Origin of the sequence: Curtobacterium sp. Leaf261 (assembly GCF_001422205.1) — a bacterium.
Lineage (GTDB): Bacteria > Actinomycetota > Actinomycetes > Actinomycetales > Microbacteriaceae > Curtobacterium.
On the sequence record NZ_LMMJ01000001.1, the window covers coordinates 303,398 to 321,784 of the forward strand.

The 18,387-nt window shown below is 69.5% G+C and carries 16 protein-coding genes; all 16 read right to left on the bottom strand.

Features of this window, described 5'->3' with window-relative positions:
• Nucleotides 1-39 precede the first annotated feature (39 nt).
• The 16 genes from ASF23_RS01300 to ASF23_RS01375 all read right to left on the bottom strand — a co-directional run bounded on the left by ASF23_RS01300 (nucleotide 40) and on the right by ASF23_RS01375 (nucleotide 18,327).
• Nucleotides 40-2,370 (bottom strand): RelA/SpoT family protein, encoded by a 2,331-nt coding sequence (locus tag ASF23_RS01300; protein WP_235510733.1) that lies wholly within the window; start codon nucleotides 2,368-2,370, stop codon nucleotides 40-42.
• A gap of 45 nt (nucleotides 2,371-2,415) precedes the next feature.
• Complete coding sequence (locus tag ASF23_RS01305) at nucleotides 2,416-2,766, bottom strand: rhodanese-like domain-containing protein (RefSeq protein ID WP_200919276.1); 351 nt, start codon at nucleotides 2,764-2,766, stop codon at nucleotides 2,416-2,418.
• Between the two features lie 32 nt (nucleotides 2,767-2,798).
• Complete coding sequence (gene secF, locus ASF23_RS01310) at nucleotides 2,799-3,797, bottom strand: protein translocase subunit SecF (protein ID WP_055947834.1); 999 nt, start codon at nucleotides 3,795-3,797, stop codon at nucleotides 2,799-2,801.
• Nucleotides 3,797-5,554, bottom strand: coding sequence for a protein translocase subunit SecD (secD, locus tag ASF23_RS01315; protein ID WP_055947837.1), 1,758 nt, complete (start codon nucleotides 5,552-5,554; stop codon nucleotides 3,797-3,799). The genes secF and secD overlap by 1 nt, the downstream gene beginning before the upstream one ends.
• A 117-nt stretch (nucleotides 5,555-5,671) precedes the next feature.
• Nucleotides 5,672-6,088, bottom strand: coding sequence for a preprotein translocase subunit YajC (locus tag ASF23_RS01320; protein WP_055947839.1), 417 nt, complete (start codon nucleotides 6,086-6,088; stop codon nucleotides 5,672-5,674).
• A 123-nt stretch (nucleotides 6,089-6,211) separates the two neighbouring features.
• Nucleotides 6,212-7,318, bottom strand: a complete 1,107-nt coding sequence (gene ruvB, locus ASF23_RS01325) for a Holliday junction branch migration DNA helicase RuvB (protein WP_055947842.1) — start codon at nucleotides 7,316-7,318, stop codon at nucleotides 6,212-6,214.
• Nucleotides 7,315-7,989 carry a Holliday junction branch migration protein RuvA gene (gene ruvA / locus ASF23_RS01330; RefSeq protein WP_082473688.1) on the bottom strand — a complete coding sequence of 225 codons (675 nt, stop codon included), beginning with the start codon at nucleotides 7,987-7,989 and terminating at the stop codon, nucleotides 7,315-7,317. Before ruvA ends, ruvB begins: the two co-directional genes overlap by 4 nt.
• Entirely contained in the window at nucleotides 7,986-8,579 is a 594-nt protein-coding gene (gene ruvC, locus ASF23_RS01335; protein ID WP_055947846.1) for a crossover junction endodeoxyribonuclease RuvC, read from the bottom strand. Before ruvC ends, ruvA begins: the two co-directional genes overlap by 4 nt.
• A 23-nt stretch (nucleotides 8,580-8,602) precedes the next feature.
• Nucleotides 8,603-9,370, bottom strand: a complete 768-nt coding sequence (locus ASF23_RS01340) for a YebC/PmpR family DNA-binding transcriptional regulator (RefSeq protein ID WP_055947849.1) — start codon at nucleotides 9,368-9,370, stop codon at nucleotides 8,603-8,605.
• 229 nt (nucleotides 9,371-9,599) lie between these two features.
• On the bottom strand, nucleotides 9,600-10,211 hold the full coding sequence (pdxT, locus tag ASF23_RS01345) for a pyridoxal 5'-phosphate synthase glutaminase subunit PdxT (RefSeq protein WP_082473689.1): 612 nt from the start codon (nucleotides 10,209-10,211) through the stop codon (nucleotides 9,600-9,602).
• Complete coding sequence (pdxS, locus tag ASF23_RS01350) at nucleotides 10,208-11,125, bottom strand: pyridoxal 5'-phosphate synthase lyase subunit PdxS (protein ID WP_055947852.1); 918 nt, start codon at nucleotides 11,123-11,125, stop codon at nucleotides 10,208-10,210. The genes pdxT and pdxS overlap by 4 nt, the downstream gene beginning before the upstream one ends.
• Before the next feature lie 74 nt (nucleotides 11,126-11,199).
• Nucleotides 11,200-11,742: an HIT family protein gene (locus ASF23_RS01355; protein WP_442854996.1), complete on the bottom strand. Its 543-nt coding sequence runs from the start codon at nucleotides 11,740-11,742 to the stop codon at nucleotides 11,200-11,202.
• A gap of 1 nt (nucleotide 11,743) precedes the next feature.
• Nucleotides 11,744-13,711 carry a threonine--tRNA ligase gene (gene thrS / locus ASF23_RS01360; protein WP_055949042.1) on the bottom strand — a complete coding sequence of 656 codons (1,968 nt, stop codon included), beginning with the start codon at nucleotides 13,709-13,711 and terminating at the stop codon, nucleotides 11,744-11,746.
• Nucleotides 13,712-13,861: 150 nt separating this feature from the next.
• Nucleotides 13,862-14,416 carry an adenine phosphoribosyltransferase gene (locus tag ASF23_RS01365; RefSeq protein ID WP_055947856.1) on the bottom strand — a complete coding sequence of 185 codons (555 nt, stop codon included), beginning with the start codon at nucleotides 14,414-14,416 and terminating at the stop codon, nucleotides 13,862-13,864.
• A gap of 207 nt (nucleotides 14,417-14,623) precedes the next feature.
• Nucleotides 14,624-14,884 (bottom strand): hypothetical protein, encoded by a 261-nt coding sequence (locus ASF23_RS01370; protein WP_055947859.1) that lies wholly within the window; start codon nucleotides 14,882-14,884, stop codon nucleotides 14,624-14,626.
• A 770-nt stretch (nucleotides 14,885-15,654) separates the two neighbouring features.
• A complete protein-coding gene (locus ASF23_RS01375; RefSeq protein ID WP_055947863.1) occupies nucleotides 15,655-18,327 on the bottom strand; it encodes an ATP-dependent Clp protease ATP-binding subunit in 2,673 nt (890 codons plus the stop codon).
• Nucleotides 18,328-18,387 lie beyond the last annotated feature (60 nt).

An 18,387-nucleotide genomic window follows, 5' to 3' on the forward strand; every position in this document is an offset into this window, starting at 1 on the left:
GCGCGACAGCGCCGGCCGGCACCGATGCGACATCGCGGTTCAGCCCGCGCTGACCCGGTACACGTCGTAGACCGCGTCGATCCGACGAACCGCGTTGAGCACCCGGTCGAGGTGGGTCGTGTCACCCATCTCGAAGACGAACCGCGAGAGCGCCAGTCGGTCGTTCGAGGTCGACACCGTCGCGGACAGGATGTTGACGTGGTGCTCCGAGAGGACGCGCGTCACGTCGCTCAGCAGTCCGGACCGATCGAGCGCCTCGATCTGGATCTGGACGAGGAACACGCTCTTCGACGACGGCGCCCACTCGACCTCGATCATGCGATCGGGTTCCTGCATGAGCGACTGGACGTTCGTGCACGTGGCCTGGTGGACCGAGACGCCCTGCCCGCGGGTGATGAACCCGACGATCTGGTCGCCCGGGACCGGCGTGCAGCACTTGGCCAACTTGACGAGGATGTCCGGCGCGCCGCGAACCAGGACGCCGCTGTCGGAGCTCCGGAGCGCGCGACTCGAGACCCGTGACGGGAACGAGAACTCCGGCTCGTCCGTCTCGGTGTCGGTCTGCACACTCGCCAGGATCTTCTCGATGACGGACTGCGTGGACACGTGTCCCTCGCCGATCGCCGCGTAGAGGGCCGAGACGTCCTCGTACCGCAGGTTCGACGCGATCTCCGCGATGGAGTCCTGGCTCATCAGGCGCTGGAGCGGGAGGTTCTGCTTGCGCATCGCTCGGGCGATCGCGTCACGACCCTGCTCGATGGCCTCCTCGCGACGCTCCTTGGTGAACCACTGCTTGATCTTGTTGCGGGCACGGGGACTCCGCACGAACGCGAGCCAGTCCTGACTCGGGCCGGAGTCCGGGTTCTTCGAGGTGAAGATCTCGACGACGTCCCCGCTCGACAGCTCGCTCTCGAGGGGGACGAGGCGGCCGTTCACCTTGGCGCCCATCGTCCGGTGCCCGATCTCGGTGTGCACGGCGTACGCGAAGTCCACCGGGGTGGCCCCGGCGGGGAGGCCGATGACCTTGCCCTGCGGGGTGAAGACGTACGTCTCCTTCGCACCGATCTCGTACCGCAGGGAGTCGAGGAACTCGGTCGGGTCGGACGTCTCGGCCTGCCAGTCGGTGATGTGCGCGAGCCAGGCCATGTCGGTGTCGGACGACGGTGCCGCCTCGACGGTGCCGTTCATCCGCTGCTTGTACTTCCAGTGCGCCGCGACGCCGAACTCGGCGCGCTGGTGCATCTCGTACGTTCGGATCTGGATCTCGACCGCACGGCCCTGCGGACCGAGGACCGTCGTGTGGAGCGACTGGTAGAGGTTGAACTTCGGGGTGGCGATGTAGTCCTTGAAGCGACCGGGCAGCGGCGTCCACCGTGCGTGCACCGATCCCAGGACCGCGTAGCAGTCACGCACCGTGGGCACGAGCACCCGGATGCCGACGAGGTCGTAGATCTCGTCGAACTCGCGACCTCGGACGATCATCTTCTGGTAGATCGAGTAGTACTGCTTCGGCCGACCCATCACGTCGCCGCGGATCTTGGAGGACTTGAGGTCCCGCTTGACCGCGCCGATGACGTTCTGGACGAACTGCTCGCGCTTCGGGGTGCGCTCCTTGACGAGGCTGTCGATCTCGACGTAGAGCTTCGGGTGCAACACCGCGAACGACAGGTCCTCGAGCTCCAGCTTGATCATCTGGATCCCGAGCCGGTGCGCGAGGGGCGCGTAGATCTCGAGCGTCTCCTTCGCCTTGCGCGTCGCGGAGGCGGACTCCACGAACCCCCAGGTGCGCGCGTTGTGGAGACGATCCGCGAGCTTGATGACGAGGACGCGGATGTCCTTCGACATCGCGACGACCATCTTCCGGACCGTCTCGGCCTGGGCGCTGTCGCCGTACTTCAACTTGTCGAGCTTGGTGACGCCGTCGACGAGCATCGCGATCTCGTCGCCGAAGTCACTCCGGAGCTCGTCGAGCGTGTACTCGGTGTCCTCGACGGTGTCGTGCAGGAGTGCGGCTGCGATCGTGATCGCCCCGATGCCGAGGTCGGCGAGGATCTGCGCGACCGCGACCGGGTGCGTGATGTACGGCTCGCCGGACTTGCGCTTCTGGCCGTCGTGCGCGCGTTCGGCGGTCGTGTACGCGCGCTCGATGAGCGTGACGTCCGCCTTCGGGTGGTGGGTCCGTACCGTGCGGATCAGCGTGTCGACGGCACCGGCCGGCTGGGCCCGCGAGAACAGGCGGGGCAGGAGGGCGCGGAGCGAACCGATGGAGCCCGTCGTGTTGCTGCCGCCGGGAGCACTCCCCGGGCGGAGCGGTGACTGCGGCGGAACCGCGGCGGACTCGTCGGGCGTCGACTCACGCGTGTCCGTCATGCTCCACCTCTCGCCGTACGATCAGGTCAGACTACGCGCGAGCGCTCAGGCTTCCGAATCCGGTTCGCCGACGGCGTCCGTGGCGCTCCCGGTGACGACCGCTCCCCCGGCTGCCTGCCACGCGACCATGCCGCCGGCCACGCTCACGGCCGGGACACCGGATCGCTCGAGCGACTCGGCGACGATGCCGGACCGGCGGCCGGAGTGGCAGACGATGATCGCGGGATCGTCGTCGTCGGCGTCGACCTCGGTCCACCGTTCCTGCAGGGCGGACATCGGGAGGAACGACGCCTCGGGAGCGTGCCCGCCGTCCCACTCGTCCTGCTCACGCACGTCGATGAGTCGCGACCCGGCCGCGACGCGACGGAGTGCCTCGGTGATGTCGATCTCCTGCACGATGCTGCTCCCTCTTGCTCGGGTGGCGTCGGTCAGACCGCGTCGACCGGCTCCTTGGCCGACTTGGCCTGGACCTTCTTCGCGTCGGACTTCTTGATGCGGTCCTCGCCCTCGCGGAGGTGGGCGTACAGCGGACTCGCGATGAAGATCGTCGAGTAGGTCCCGACGATGATCCCGATGAACAGCGCGAGCGAGATGTCCCGCAGCGTTCCGGCACCGAGCACGTACGAGCCGATGAAGAGGATGGCGGCGACGGGCAGGAGCGCCACCACGGAGGTGTTGATCGACCGGACCAGCGTCTGGTTCACCGCGAGGTTGACCGACTGGGCGAAGGTGCGGCGCGAGCCGTCCTGGTCGTGCGAGGTGTTCTCGCGGACCTTGTCGAACACCACGACGGTGTCGTAGAGCGAGTACCCGAGGATCGTCAGGAAGCCGATCACCGCGGCGGGCGTGACCTCGAACCCGACGATCCCGTACACGCCGGCCGTCAGGATGAGGTCGTGGAGGAGCGCCACCATCGCGGCGAGCGACATCTTCCAGGTGCGGAAGTAGATCGTCATGAACACGGCGGCGAGGACGAGGAAGATCACCAGGCCGCGGATCGACTGGTTGAGGACGTCGGCCCCCCAGGTCGCACCGATGAAGGACGATGCGACACGGGACTCCGGCACGTCGTACGCCTTGGCGAGGGCCGTCGCCACGTCGTCGTTCTGCGTCGTGGTCAGCTGCGACGTCTGCACCCGGATCGAGTCGGTCCCGAGCTGCGAGACGCGGGGGATGACGTCGGACACGACGCCCTCCACGGCGTTCGTGGCCTTCGTCTGGTCGAGGCTCGTGGTCTTGGAGATCGTGAACTCGGACCCACCCGTGAACTCGATCCCGAGGTGGAACCCGCCCCGGAGGAACGGCACGAGTGCGGACAGGACGATGCACGCGATCGCGATCGAGTACCACAGGCGTCGGCGTCCGACGATGTCGTAGGAGCGCTTGCCCGTGTAGAGGTCGCTGCCGAACTGGCTGAAGCTGGCCATCAGCTGTCCTTCCCGTCGGTGCCGCGACCAGTCTCAGCGCCGGCGTCGGTGGTGTCCTTGCCCGCGAGGGCCTTGCGTTCGGCGATCGTCTGACGACGCTCGGCCTCACGCGCGCTCTTCTGGCGCTTGCCGTCGACGACCGGCGCCCTGAACTGGGATCTCCCCCGGTACACCGCGCCGAGCGCTGTCGGATCGAGCCCGCTGAACTTGTGCCCCTCGCCGAAGAACTTGGTCCTGGCGATGAGCTGGAGCATCGGGTGGGTGAACAGTGTGACGACGATGATGTCGATGATCGTCGTGAGCAGCAGCGTCAGCGCGAAGCCCTTGACGTCGCTGACCGCCAGGATGTACAGCGTGACGGCGGCGAGGAAGTTCACCGAGTCCGACGCGAAGATCGTCCGGAGTGCACGCTTCCACCCGGCCTCCACGGCGCTCTCCAGGCCCCGCCCGTCGCGCAGTTCGTCGCGGATGCGCTCGAAGTAGACGATGAAGGAGTCCGCCGTGATGCCGATCGCCACGATGAGCCCGGCGACACCCGCCAGGGACAACCGGTAGTCGATCCGCCAGGACATCACTGCGATCACGAGGTAGGTGAGCGTCGCGGCGACGCCGAGGGACAGCACGGTCACGAACGCGAGCGCCCGGTACTGGATCACCGAGTAGATGACGACGAGGATGAGACCGATCAGGCCGGCGATGAGCCCGCCGAGCAGCTGGGCCGACCCGAGCGTCGCGGAGATGTTCTCCTTCGACTGGACCGTGAAGTTGATCGGCAGCGCGCCGAACTTCAGCTGGTCGGCGAGGGTCTTGGCGGAGTCGGCGGTGAACGACCCGGTGATCTGGGCCTTGCCGTTCGTGATCGCCGAGTTCGTGGACGGTGCCGTGATCACGTTGCCGTCGAGCACGATCGCGAACTGGTTCTGCGGCGCCTGGAGCGCGACGAGCCGCGACGTCACCGTGCGGAAGTCCTTGGTGCCGTCGCCGTTGAACGTCAGGTTGACGGCCCACTCACCGGTCGAGACGCCCTGGGAGTTCGTCGCGATGCCGGACGTGGCGTTGCTGATGTCCGCGCCGAGGACCTCGACCGGGCCGAGGAGGTACTTGCTCGTGCCGTCCTGGTCGCACGTCACGAGGGGCTTGCTGTCGGGCGCGTCGGTGACGTCGTCCGGGGCGGCGCAGCTGTAGTTCGTGTACAGGTCGGCCAGCCGCGGGGAGACCTGGTTCAGGTCGCTGCCGCTCGTCGGTTTGACGCTCGGCGTGGCTGCCAGCGACGCGGGCGGTGTGTACGGCGCGGCGGACTTGGTGGCGTTCGAGCCCTTGCCGCCGACGGCGGTGTTGGTCGCGGCCTCGGTGGTCAGCACCGGGCGGAACGTCAGCTTCGCGGCGGCCTCGATGCGCGCGATCGTCTCCTTGTCGGGCTTGCCCGGGATGGAGACGACGATGTTGTTGCCGCCCTGCGTGTTGATCTCCGACTCAGACACGCCCGTCGCGTCGATGCGCTGCCGGATGATGTTCACGGCCTGGTTGAGCTGGTCGGAGTTGACGTTCGACCCGCCCGTGTTCTTCGCCGCGAGGGTGATCTGCGTGCCGCCCTGGAGGTCGAGCGCGAGTTCGGGGACCCAGCTGGCGCCCTTCGCCCACGTCGCCTTGTTCGCGAGGATCGTCGCGGTCCCGTTCAGCGCCGCGAGTGCGGCGATGATGATGACCAACCAGGTGAGGGAGCGAAGCGCCTTCTTGACGGGTGTCGTTCGTGCCACCGGTGCGTCTCGTCTTTCTGTACGGGCCCATGCGCGCGGTCGCGCCGGGTTCGAAGGGGTGCCCTCGGGGGGCGGGTGACGTCAGACGTCACCCGGGCATGGATGGGTGTCGGTGTCTCAGCGCTCGTCGAATCGGCGGTCGTCGGTGCGCTTGGTGTCCTCGTCGATCTGGTCGACGCGCTCCCCGTAGACCGGCTCGCCGTTCAGCTCCATGCTCGGCGCCGTCGTGTCCTCGGTGGTCGAGGCCGACGTGTCGACGTCGGTGGTCTCGTCGTCCACGACGCGCGAGAGCGTCTGGCGGTGGACGGTGATGACGGTGCCCGGAGCGACCTCGACGTCGGCGGTGACCTTCTCGTCGTTCACCGACACCAGGGTGCCGTAGATCCCGAAGGACAGCATCACGCGAGCACCGGGGACCATCTTGGTCGCGAGCTCAGCCTGCTGCGTCTTGCGCTTGCGGCTGTTCCGGAACATGAGGAACACGAGCCCCACGAGGAGGACCAGCATGATGATGGTCGTCGGGTTGAACTGCATGAGGTGAAGCCTTCCAGAGTGCTCGAAACGGGCGGGAGCAGTCTAGGGCACCCGCCTGTGAGTCGCGGAGCGCCCGGGGCGCGCCACCGAATCGGTCGGGAGGCACGGGCTCGGTCCCGCGGGTCAGCCGTCGGCCTCGAACAACCCGGGTTGCGCAGTGGTCGCGCCGAGACCGGTCCGGCCGGGTGCCGACTGGCCGGGTGCCGACTGGCCGGGTGCCGCCTGGCCGGGCGCCGACTGACCGGGGGTGAGGCCCATGTGCTGCCACGCGAGGGGTGTCGCGACCCGGCCCCGCGGTGTCCTCGTCACGAGGCCGACCCGCACGAGGAACGGCTCGACGACCGACTCGATGGTCTCGCTCTCCTCGCCCACGGAGACCGCGAGGGTGTTCAGGCCGACCGGGCCGCCGTCGAACCGCGTGAGCAGGATGTCGAGCACGGCGCGGTCGAGTCGGTCGAGGCCGAGGTCGTCGACGTCGTAGAGGTCGAGCGCGCCCCGGACCGCGGCGAGCCCGTCGTCTCCCCCGTGCACCAGGGCGAAGTCCCGCACGCGGCGGAGCAGGCGGTTCGCGATGCGGGGTGTGCCGCGGGAGCGCCCGGCGATCTCGCGGAGCGCGGTGCGGTCGATACCGAGGTCGAGGAGGCCTGCGGCGCGCACGAGCACCTGCTCGAGTTCGTCGTGCTCGTAGAACTCCAGGTGCGCCGTGAACCCGAAGCGGTCGCGCAGGGGGTTCGGCAGGAGACCGGACCTGGTGGTCGCGCCGACCAGGGTGAACGGCGCGAGGTCGAGCGGGATGCTCGTCGCACCCGCACCCTTGCCGACCATGATGTCGATCCGGAAGTCCTCCATCGCGAGGTAGAGCATCTCCTCCGCCGACCGCGCCATCCGGTGGATCTCGTCGATGAAGAGGACCTCGCCGGGCACGAGGGAGGACAGCACCGCCGCGAGGTCGCCCGCGTGCTGGATGGCCGGACCACTCGACATCCGCAGCGGCCGGTCCGACTCGTACGCGACGATCATCGCGAGGGTCGTCTTTCCGAGGCCCGGGGGGCCGGCGAGGAGGATGTGGTCGGGCGTCCGGTCCTGCATCGCAGCGGCCTTGAGGAGGAGCTCGAGCTGCCCGCGCACCTTGCGTTGGCCGACGAACTCGGCGAGCGACTTCGGGCGCATGGCCCCCTCGAACGCGAGCTCCGCGTCCGACTCCGCGCCGGCCGACGTGATGCCGCTCACCGCGCACCGCCCGGCACACGGGGCGACGTCGCACGGGGCGACGTCGACCTGGGCGACGTGGAGTGCTGTGCGGCGGCGGGGTTGAGTGTGCCGAGCGCTGCACGGAGGAGCGCCTGCGTGCCCATCGACTCCACGCCGGGTTCGTTGTGGATCGTGGCCTCGACCGCGATGCGCGCGGCGTCCTCGCGCCATCCGAGCCCCACGAGCGCCGTGACGACGTCCTCGGAGGCGGGGTGCGCCGTGACCGGTGCGACGACGTGTTCGGTCACGACCGCCGTGACCTTGCCGGCGAGCTGCACCGTGATGAGCTTGGCCGTCTTCGGGCCGATGCCGCTCACCTTGCGGAAGGCTGCGTCGTCGTCGTCCGTCACCGCGCGGGCGACCTGGGCCGGGCTCATCGCGGCGAGCACGCCGAGCGCCGACTTCGGACCGACCCCCGACACGCTCCGCAGCAGGTCGAACACCTCGAGCGCCTCGGTCGTCTCGAACCCGAAGAGCGAGAAGTCGTCCTCGCGCACGATGAGCGCGGTCCGGACGAACACGTCGGCGCCGTGGCGGACGGACAGCGCGTGCTGCGGGGTCACGGTCACGGCGTACCCGACGCCGCCGACCTCGAGCACCAGCCGTGATCCGGCGACGTCGATGCAGGTCCCACGGAGGCTCGCGATCATGTCCCGAGCCTACGGGCCGCCGACGACGCAGCCGTGCCGACAGACCGCTCCGCATCACGCCAGGCGCGCTGTGCGGGGGTGAGTCCCCCGGCTCCCGACGCGCCTGCGACGGGCGTGCCGCGCCTCCAGGCATGGCAGATCGCCAGGGCGAGCGCGTCGGACGCGTCCGCCGGCTTCGGTGCCTCGGCGAGGCCGAGCACACGCGCGACCATCGTCGCGACCTGCTTCTTGTCGGCGTTGCCGTAGCCGCTGATGGCGGCCTTGACCTCGGACGGTGTGTGCAGCGCGACCGGGATGTCCCGCGACGCGGCAGCGTGCAGTGCGAGCCCAGCGGCCTGGGCGGTGCCCATCACCGTCCGGACGTTCGCCTGCGCGAACACGCGCTCCACCGCCACGGCGTCCGGACCGAACTCGTCGATCGCAGCACCGATGCCGGCGGCGATCCGGACGAGGCGCTGCTCGAGCGGCATGTCCGACGGCGTCCTGATCACCGTGACGTGCACGAGGGATGCCCGACGGTTCGCCGCGACCTCGACGACACCGACACCGCACCGGGTCAGACCGGGGTCGATGCCGAGGACGCGGATCACAGCGTCACCGTCGGCACGGGGTGCTACTCCTCGTCGTCGGCGTCGAGTTCCGCCTGCACGTCCGAGGGGATCGAGAAGTTCGAGTAGACGTTCTGCACGTCGTCGCTGTCCTCGAGCGCGTCGATGAGCTTGAAGACCTTGCGGGCGGTCTCGGCGTCGATGTCGATCTTGAGCCCGGGGACGAACTCGGCATCGGCGGAGTCGTAGTCGATCCCGGCGTCCTGGAGCGCCGTCCGTGCCGCGACGAGGTCGGTCGCCTCGGTGATGATCTCGAACCCGCCGCCCTGGTCGGTCACCTCTTCGGCACCGGCGTCGAGCACGGCACCGAGGACGTCGTCCTCGGTCAGCCCGTCGACCTTGGCGACCGAGATGACGCCCTTGCGGGAGAAGTTGTACGCGACGCTCCCGGGGTCGCCCATCGTGCCGCCGTTCCGGGTCATCGTGATCCGGACCTCGGCCGCAGCGCGGTTCTTGTTCTCGGTGAGGCACTCGATCAGCATCGCGACACCGTTGGGGCCGTAGCCCTCGTACATGATGGTCTGGTAGTCGATGGACTCGCCGGTGAGCCCAGCGCCGCGCTTGACGGCACGGTCGATGTTGTCGTTCGGGACCGAGGTCTTCTTGGCCTTCTGCACGGCGTCGACGAGCGTCGGGTTGCCCGACATGTCGGCACCGCCCATCTTGGCGGCGACCTCGATGTTCTTGATGAGCTTGGCGAACGACTTGGCACGGCGGCCGTCGATGACGGCCTTCTTGTGCTTGGTCGTCGCCCACTTGGAATGCCCGGACACGGTTCTCCTACGGTTGGTGAAAGTTCCCGACCATCCTACGGCCGGGAGGCACGTGGCGGCGTCGCGCCGCGCCTCCCGTCCGCCTCGGTGCGCGTCCGGCGACGTGACGCTTCGAGGGGAAAGCGACCGATCCACGCGCTGTTTCCCGGTGTCCTGTCGCTTTCCGGGGAAAGCGACAGGCGCGACCGGGCTCAGCACGGCGACGGGCCGACCGTGGGTGGGGTGCGCGTCAGGCGGTGGCGACGAGGGCGAGGAACCGGCGGTGGAAGCGGTCCTCGCCGCTGACCTCGGGGTGGAACGCGCTCGCGATGACGTTGTCCTGCTGCACGGCCACCGCGCGGCCGTCCGGGAGCGCCCCGAGCGTCACGACCCCAGGACCCTGGCTCTCGACCACCGGCGCGCGAATGAAGACCGCGTGCACGGGCCGCTCGCCGAGCTCGGGCATCGGGATGTCGATCTCGAAGGAGTCGTTCTGCGTCCCGAAGGCATTCCGCGTGACGGTCGTGTCGAGGACGTCGAGGGTCTGCTGTCCCGCGATCGCGTTCGTGAGCCGCGACGAGAGCATGATCATGCCGGCGCAGGTTCCGTAGGTCGGAAGTCCGCCCCGGATTGCCTCGGCCAGCGGATCGGCGAGCCCGAACATGCGTCCGAGCTTGTCCATCACGCTCGACTCACCGCCGGGGATCACGACCCCGTGCAGTCCGCCGAGTTCCTCGGGGCGTCGAAGCGGGACGACGTCCGCGCCGAGCGCCGTGAGCGAGGCGATGTGCTCGCGGAAGTCCCCCTGGAGTGCGACCACGCCGATGCGGGGCCGTGCTCCCGAGGGCGCACCGATGGTCACCAGCCGCGCTCGGCCAGACGGTGCGGGGCCGGGACGTCGGCGACGTTGATGCCGACCATCGCCTCGCCGAGGCCGCGCGAGGCGTCCGCGACGACCTTCGGGTCGTCGGAGAACGTCACGGCCTTGACGATCGCAGCGGCGCGCTTGGCCGGGTCGCCTGACTTGAAGATCCCGGAGCCGACGAACACGCCGTCCGCGCCGAGCTGCATCATCATGGCCGCGTCGGCCGGGGTCGCGACACCGCCCGCGGTGAAGAGGACGACGGGGAGCGTGCCCGTGGCCGCGACCTCGCGCACGATGTCGATCGGCGCCTGGAGCTCCTTGGCGGCGACGTAGAGCTCGTCGTCGGCCAGGTTCCGGAGCGACGCGATCTCCTTGTTGATGGTGCGGATGTGCTTCGTCGCCTCGGAGACGTCGCCGGTGCCGGCCTCGCCCTTCGAGCGGATCATCGCGGCGCCCTCGGTGATGCGACGGAGCGCCTCGCCGAGGTTCGTCGCACCGCAGACGAACGGGGTCGTGAACTTCCACTTGTCGATGTGGTTGACGTAGTCCGCCGGGCTCAGGACCTCGGACTCGTCGATGTAGTCGACACCGAGCTCCTGCAGGATCTGCGCCTCGACGAAGTGACCGATGCGGGCCTTCGCCATGACGGGGATCGACACCGCGGCGATGATGTCCTCGATCATCGACGGGTCGGACATGCGTGCGACACCGCCCTGCGCACGGATGTCGGCGGGGACACGCTCGAGTGCCATGACCGCGGTCGCGCCGGCGTCCTCGGCGATCTTCGCCTGCTCGACGTCGATCACGTCCATGATCACGCCGCCCTTGAGCATCTCGGCGAGGCCGCGCTTGACGCGGTCGGAGCCGGTGATGGAGGTGCCAGGGGTCGGGTTCGCAGTGCTGTCGCTCATGATGAACCCATCCTAGATGCCCCGACCCCGCGGTTCACGCCCGGCGGTCAGGGCATCGAGGCGCGCGCGTCGGATCAGGTCGGCCAGGCGTCGGCGACGAGCTGGCGGGTCTCACCGAGGAGCTGTGTGATCGCCTTGGTCCGGGCGATGATCGGGAAGAAGTTCGCGTCGGACTCCCACCGCGGGACGACGTGCTGGTGCAGGTGACCAGCGACGCCGGCACCGGCCACCTGGCCCTGGTTCATCCCGATGTTGAACCCGTCGCAGTGCGCCACCTGCCGGAGCACGCCCATCGCCGTCTGCGTCAGCGTGGCGATCTCGACGGTCTCCTCCGGGGTCGCCTCGTCGTACAGCGGGACGTGACGGTACGGGCAGACGAGCAGGTGGCCGTTGTTGTACGGGTAGAGGTTCAGCAGGGCGTACGCGTGTTCGCCGCGCGCAACGACGAGGGTCTCCTCGTCCGGGTGCGCCGGCGCCTCACAGAACGGACAGTCGTCCTTGTGGCCACGGCCGTCCCCGGCGCGTCCGGCGTCGATGTAGACCGCGCGGTGCGGCGTCCACAGTCGCTGGAACGCGTCGGGGACACCGACGAGGTGGTCTGCGGAGTCGGACTCCACGTCAGACCTGGACCCGGTCCTCGATCGCCGTGACGATGCGTTCGATCGCATCGGCGACCGGCACGTTGTTGTCCTGCGAGCCGTCGCGGAACCGGAAGCTCACGGCACCCTGCTGACGGTCGTCGTCGCCGGCGATGAGCTGGAACGGGACCTTCTGCTTGGTGTGCGTCCGGATCTTCTTCTGCATGCGGTCGTCGGAGTGGTCGACCTCCGCACGCACGCCGCGGGCACGGAGCTGGGCGATCACGCCGTCGAGGTACTCGGCGTACTCCTCTGCCACGGGGATGCCGACGACCTGCACCGGCGAGAGCCACACCGGGAACGCACCCGCGTAGTGCTCGGTGAGCACACCGAAGAACCGTTCGATGGTGCCGAAGAGGGCACGGTGGATCATGACCGGACGCTGACGGGAGCCGTCCGCCGCCGCGTACTCGAGCTCGAACCGCTCGGGCAGGTTGAAGTCGAGCTGCACGGTCGACATCTGCCAGGTCCGTCCGATCGCGTCCCGGGCCTGCACCGAGATCTTGGGACCGTAGAACGCCGCCCCGCCGGGATCGGGGACGAGGTCGAGCCCGGACTCCGCGGCGACCTCGGCGAGGGTGTTCGTCGCTTCGTCCCACACGTCGTCGTCGCCGACGTATTTCTCGGGGTCCTTGGTCGAGAGCTCGAGGTAGAAGTCCGTGAGTCCGTAGTCGCGGAGGAGCGAGAGCACGAAGTTCAGCGTCGTGGTCAGCTCGTCCTTCATCTTCTCCTTGGTGGTGAAGATGTGGGCGTCGTCCTGGGTCATGCCCCGGACGCGGGTGAGGCCGTGGATGACGCCGGACTTCTCGTTGCGGTAGACCGTGCCGAACTCGAAGAGCCGGAGGGGCAGATCGCGGTAGGAGCGCGGCTGCGACCGGTACACGAGGATGTGCATCGGGCAGTTCATCGGCTTGAGGTAGTAGTCCGCGCCCTGTCGCGTGATCTCGCCCTCGTCGTTGCGGGCCTCGTCGAGGTGCATCGCCGGGAACATGCCGTCCTTGTACCAGCCCAGGTGGCCGGAGATCTCGAACAGGTTCGCCTTGGTGATGTGCGGGGTGTTGACGAAGGAGTAGCTCTCTTGCTCGTGGCGCTTCCGCGAGTAGTCCTCCATCTCGCGGCGGATGATCCCGCCCTTGGGGTGGAAGATCGCGAGGCCGGAGCCGATCTCGTCGGGGAACGAGAAGAGGTCGAGCTCCGCACCGAGCTTGCGGTGGTCGCGCTTGGCGGCTTCCTCGAGGCGTTCGAGGTGCGCGCGGAGCTGGTCCTTGTCCGGCCACGCGGTGCCGTAGATGCGCTGGAGCTGCGGGTTCTTCTCGGAGCCGCGCCAGTAGGCAGCCGCGACGCGCATGAGCTTCGAGGCGTTGCCGATGATCCGCGTGTGCGGCAGGTGCGGCCCGCGGCAGAGGTCCTGCCAGATGACGTCGCCGGTCTTGGGATCGGTGTTGGCGTAGACCGTGAGCTCGCCCGCGCCGACCTCGACGCTCTCACCCGACTCGCCGTCGGCAGCAGCACCCTTGAGCCCGATGAGCTCCTGCTTGTACGGCTCCCCCGCCATGAGCTCGCGGGCTTCGTCGTCGGACACGACACGGCGGACGAACCGCTGCCCCTGCTTGATGATGCGGTCCATGCCCTTCTCGACGGCCTTGAGGTCGTCGAGGGTGAACGGCTCCGCGACGTCGAAGTCGTAGTAGTAGCCGTCGGTGATGGGCGGGCCGATGCCGAGCTTGGCCTCGGGGTTGATCGTCTGCACGGCCTGGGCGAGCACGTGCGCCGCGGAGTGCCGGAGGATGTCGAGCCCGTCCTGCTCGGCGAGGGTCACCGGGTCGACGACCTGGCCGGACTCCACCGACGCCGCGAGGTCCTTGAGGACGCCGTCGACGCGGATCGCGATGACCGATCGCTCTCCGTCGAACAGCTCGGTGCCCGTCGTGGTCGTCGTCGCGGTCACGGTCGCGGGGCCGGTGGGCTCGTGGGCGGCGGATGCGGGTGCGACGGTGTCGGTCACGATGGTGGAACTCCCTGGCTCGGTTGGTCCGACAACTGTACCGGCGTGCGGGTCCAGAGGCGGCGCGGGACGAGGACCTGTGGAGAACTGCGGTCAGGCCGGTGCGGACCCGAGCGTGTGGACCGTGAGGCGCGGTTCCAACCGGGCCCGTCCCTCCAGTCCGTCGAGCTCGAGCAGCGCACTGAAGCCGACGGCGGTGTACCCGGCACGCTCGAGCAGGGTGAGCGTCGCCTCGGACGTGCCTCCCGTGGCGAGTACGTCGTCGACGATGAGGACGCGGGACCCCGCGGGCATCTGCCCCGGCCGGATCTCGACGGCGGCCTCGCCGTACTCGAGCGCGTAGGCCTCGGACAGCACGTCGCCGGGGAGCTTGCCGGCCTTCCGGACCGTCAGGACCCCGACCCCGCGCTGCGCGGCGATGCCACCGGCGAGGGCGAACCCGCGCGCCTCGATGCCCGCGACGGCGTCGAACTCGGGGAACGGCTCGGCGAGGGCGGCGCAGACGGCGGAGAACGCCTCGGCGTCGGCGAAGACCGGTGTGACGTCGCGGAACATGATCCCGGGCTTCGGGAAGTCGGGGACGACGGCCGTCAGTCGCTGGACGAGGGCGCTCGCGGACGCGGGACCGTCGGGGAGGGGTTGGCTCATGCTCCTACGGTACGGGCGCGCGGGGCCGCGTCCGGACCGGGCACGGACGGCGGACGGTCGGGAGGCGCGGTGCGAGCACGCGGGGCGGACGGTCGGGAGGCGCGGTGCGAGCACGCGGGGCGGACGGTCGGGAGGCGCGGTGCGAGCACGCGGGGACCGTCCGGTCTCGGGACGGGACCGGACGATCCCCGCATGGTCGGGGTGCGCTCATCGCCAGAACATCCGCGCCTCGGTCAGGCGCTGTTCCGCCCTCCGGCGTTCCTCGGCGAGCTGCAGCGCGAGGCGCCGGTACTCGTCGTGCGAGCGCTCGGGCCGCACGCGGCGTGTCCGACGGCTCCAGACGACGAGCGCGAGCCCGACCCGGAGGGCGATCCGGTCCGGGAGCGACACGCGCCGCGGTGTCGGTCGGTGCGGGGTGGTGACCAGCCGATCGGCGACGTGCCGTTCGGCGGTTCTCGTGGGTGACATGGTGATCGTCCTTCTCGTGGATGCGCCGGCGGACGGCGCGACGAACAACGCCTCGGACAGGCGCTGAGAATGCATCCAGGTACTGAGAATGCATCGGGAATGGGCGCGACGAAGCGCCGTGGAGAATGCACGGAAATGCATCTGGGAATTCGCGCGGCCGCGCTCGGGGACACCTGCTCCGACGGATGCACCGCTCACGAGCGTCTCCGCGCAGCAACCGATCAGGACTGCAACTGATCACGACTGCAACTGGTCAGCACAGCAGCGATCAGCACAGCGGCTGATCAGCACAGCGGCTCGGCACAGCGGCAGCTCGGCAGAGCGCCTGATCAGCAGAGCACTCGCGGACAGTGAGCGGCTGGGATCAACCAGCAGCTCCCCGAACTGCGACTCCTCGACCAGGCACCGACACGACCGCAGTCCTGCGGCAGTGTCCGAGCAACGTGGTCCGGTCAGCTACCGCCGACGGAGCGATCCGCCGACGCGGAAGCCGAACGCAACACGCAGGGAACTGCCCTGGACGCGGATGTGTGCACCCGTGATCGGCGCTGCTCCGAACGGAGTTGGAATCATCGAGTTCATCATCATGGTCGGCCTCCTTTCATGCGACGCGGCGGTTGTTGTGAACGCACACTATCGGGCGGTTCGCGCAGAATGCAAGTGCATTCCCCAAATTGCATCGCGGAACTCCCCGACGGGTGTCCGTGCACGGAAGAAGGCCCCCGCGACGGAACCGTCGAAGGGGCCTTCCGGCGTCATGCGTGGCGGAGCTACACGAGCAGCGCCGGGTGCGAGACAGTCGCCACCAGTGCGTCGTCCGCGACGGAGATCTCCACGACGTCACCGGCGGAGGTGGCCGAGGCGACGACGAGGTCCGCGATCCGGTCCTCGACCTCGCGCTGGACGACTCGGCGGAGCGGCCGGGCACCGTACTCCGGCTCGTACCCGTGGTCGACGATCCAGTCCACCGCGCCGTCGGAGATCGTCAGCGCGACGTCCTGGGCGGCGAGGCGCAGCCGGGTGTCGTCGAGCAGCAGTCCGACGATCGTCCGGAGCTGGGCCCGGTCGAGCTTCCGGAACAGCACGATCTCGTCGATCCGGTTGAGGAACTCCGGCCGCATCGACTCTCGGAGCCGACCCATCACGCGGTTCCGCAGGTCGGACTCGGTGAACCCGCCGTCCGCGGCCGCGGAGAACCCGAGGGCTCCGGACCGCGACGCCAGGAACTCGGACCCGAGGTTCGACGTCATGATCACGACGGTGTTCCGGAAGTCGACCGTCCGACCCTGGCCGTCGGTCAGGTGCCCGTCGTCGAGGACCTGCAGGAGCAGGTTGAACACGTCGGGGTGGGCCTTCTCGATCTCGTCGAGCAGGATCACCGAGTACGGGTTCCGGCGGACGCGCTCGGTCAGCTGCCCGGCCTCGTCGTACCCGACGTACCCGGGAGGGGCGCCGACGAGCCGCGAGACGGTGTGCCGCTCCCCGAACTCGCTCATGTCGAAGCGCAGCATGGCCGACTCGTCACCGAACAGAGACGACGCGAGGGTCTTCGCGAGCTCGGTCTTGCCGACCCCCGTCGGTCCGAGGAACAGGAAGCTGCCGACGGGCCGACGCGGGTCGCCCATGCCGGAGCGTGACCGCCGGACGGCCTTGGCGATCGCGGTGACCGCGTCGTCCTGGCCGACGACCCTGCCGTGCAGCTCGGACTCGAGCGCGGCGAGCCGCGTCCTGTCGTCGGCGGAGAGCCTGGCGGCGGGGATGCCGGTCGAGCGCGAGACCATCTCGGCGATGTCCGCCTCGGTGATCACGACGTCGGGCTCGGCGGCGGTCGTCGGTCCCGCACCGGACTGCCGGGAGGCACGGCTGGCGTCGGTCCGGTCCGTCACGCCGGACGATGCGGAGCCGGCCACCACCGCGACGGACGGCGACGTGGCGGACGCGATCCGCGCCTCCAGTCCGTCGATCCGGTCCCGGATGCCGGAGGCGTCCTCGTAGCGTTCCGCAGCCACGGCCGCGTCCTTCTCGACCTGCAGTCCGACGACCTCGGCGCGGAGTGCGTCGACGTCCTCCGAACCGCTCAGTGCGAGCCGGCGTCGGGCACCGGCCTGGTCGATGAGGTCGATCGCCTTGTCGGGCAGGAACCGGTCGGCGACGTAGCGGTGCGACATCTCGACGGCGGCACGGATGGCACCCTCGGAGTAGGTGACCCCGTGGTGCTCCTCGTACCGCGGGGCGAGCCCGGCGAGGATCTGCACGGCGTCGGACACGCTCGGCTCCGCGACCTGCACCGGCTGGAACCGACGCTCGAGCGCGGCGTCCTTCTCGATCCGGCGGTACTCGCTGAGCGTGGTCGCACCGACGAGGTGCAGGTCACCGCGGGCCAAGCGGGGCTTCAGGATGTTGCCGGCGTCCATCGAGCCGCCGTCACCGCCCCCGCCCGCGCCGACCACGGTGTGCAGCTCGTCGACGAACACGATGAGCTCATCGCGGTGTGCGGCGATCTCGTCCATGGCGTTCGTGAGGCGCTCCTCGAAGTCGCCGCGGTACTTCGTGCCGGACAGCATCGCGGCGAGGTCGAGCGAGACGACACGGCGACCGCGGAGCAGCGCCGGGACGTCACCGTCGGCGATGCGCTGCGCGAGCCCCGCGACGATCGCGGTCTTGCCGACGCCGGGTTCGCCGATGAGGACGGGGTTGTTCTTGGTGCGGCGGAGCAGGATCTCGACCGTCTGCTCGATCTCGGCGGTGCGCCCGATCACCGGGTCGATGCCGCCCTCGCGGGCGAGGGCGGTGAGGTCGGTCCCGAACCGGTCGAGCGTCGGGGTGTCCGACTCCGACGCGGTGTCGAGCTCGGTCCCGGGAGCGGGTCGACCCTCCTGGGCCGCGCGGGCCGCGTCCTGGGCGTACGCCTGCATCGTCTCCGGGGTGACCCCTGCGGCTGCGAGGAGCTGCCCGGCGACGGTGTCCTGCTCGACGACGAGCGCGAAGAACACGTGCTCGGGGTCGACGTACGTCGAGCCGAAGGCACGGGCGGACTGCGTCGCGTCGAGCAGGACGCGCTGCGCCGACGGGGTGAGGGCCGGGCGGGCGACGGGACGGGCCCCGGAGGAGGACTCCGGCAGACGGTCCTCGATCGTCTCCGCGAAGGCGTCGGGATCGACACCGGCGGCGCGGACGACGGCGGCGAACGGGTCGCTCGTCACGAGCACGCGGAGCAGGTGCAGCGCATCGAGCTCGTGGTCCCCGCGGCCGACGGCGTACTCGGCCGTCGCCCGGAGCACCTCGTGCGTGCGACGGCTCAACAGTCGAGCGATGTCGACGGGCCGGCCGAACGGCACACGGCGCTGCTCCTCAGCGGCGCCGGCGTTCGCCAGCAGGCGTGCGAGGAACGCGTCGAAGGACGACGGCTCGCCGGTGTTGCTCTGATCGGTGTTGTCGGGCAAGGGGACCTCCTGTGGAACATGAGTGCCTACGACTCATGTAACGCAGTGGTGGGCGGTCCA

Excerpts from the sequence above, each read along its gene's own strand:
- ASF23_RS01300 (WP_235510733.1), bottom strand. The coding sequence starts at position 2,370 with ATGACGGACACGCGTGAGTCGACGCCCGACGAGTCCGCCGCGGTTCCG.
- secF (WP_055947834.1), bottom strand. The coding sequence starts at position 3,797 with ATGGCCAGCTTCAGCCAGTTCGGCAGCGACCTCTACACGGGCAAGCGC.
- ASF23_RS01370 (WP_055947859.1), bottom strand. The coding sequence starts at position 14,884 with ATGTCACCCACGAGAACCGCCGAACGGCACGTCGCCGATCGGCTGGTC.
- ASF23_RS01320 (WP_055947839.1), bottom strand. The coding sequence starts at position 6,088 with ATGCAGTTCAACCCGACGACCATCATCATGCTGGTCCTCCTCGTGGGG.
- ruvA (WP_082473688.1), bottom strand. The coding sequence starts at position 7,989 with ATGATCGCGAGCCTCCGTGGGACCTGCATCGACGTCGCCGGATCACGG.
- pdxS (WP_055947852.1), bottom strand. The coding sequence starts at position 11,125 with ATGAGCGACAGCACTGCGAACCCGACCCCTGGCACCTCCATCACCGGC.
- ASF23_RS01365 (WP_055947856.1), bottom strand. The coding sequence starts at position 14,416 with ATGAGCCAACCCCTCCCCGACGGTCCCGCGTCCGCGAGCGCCCTCGTC.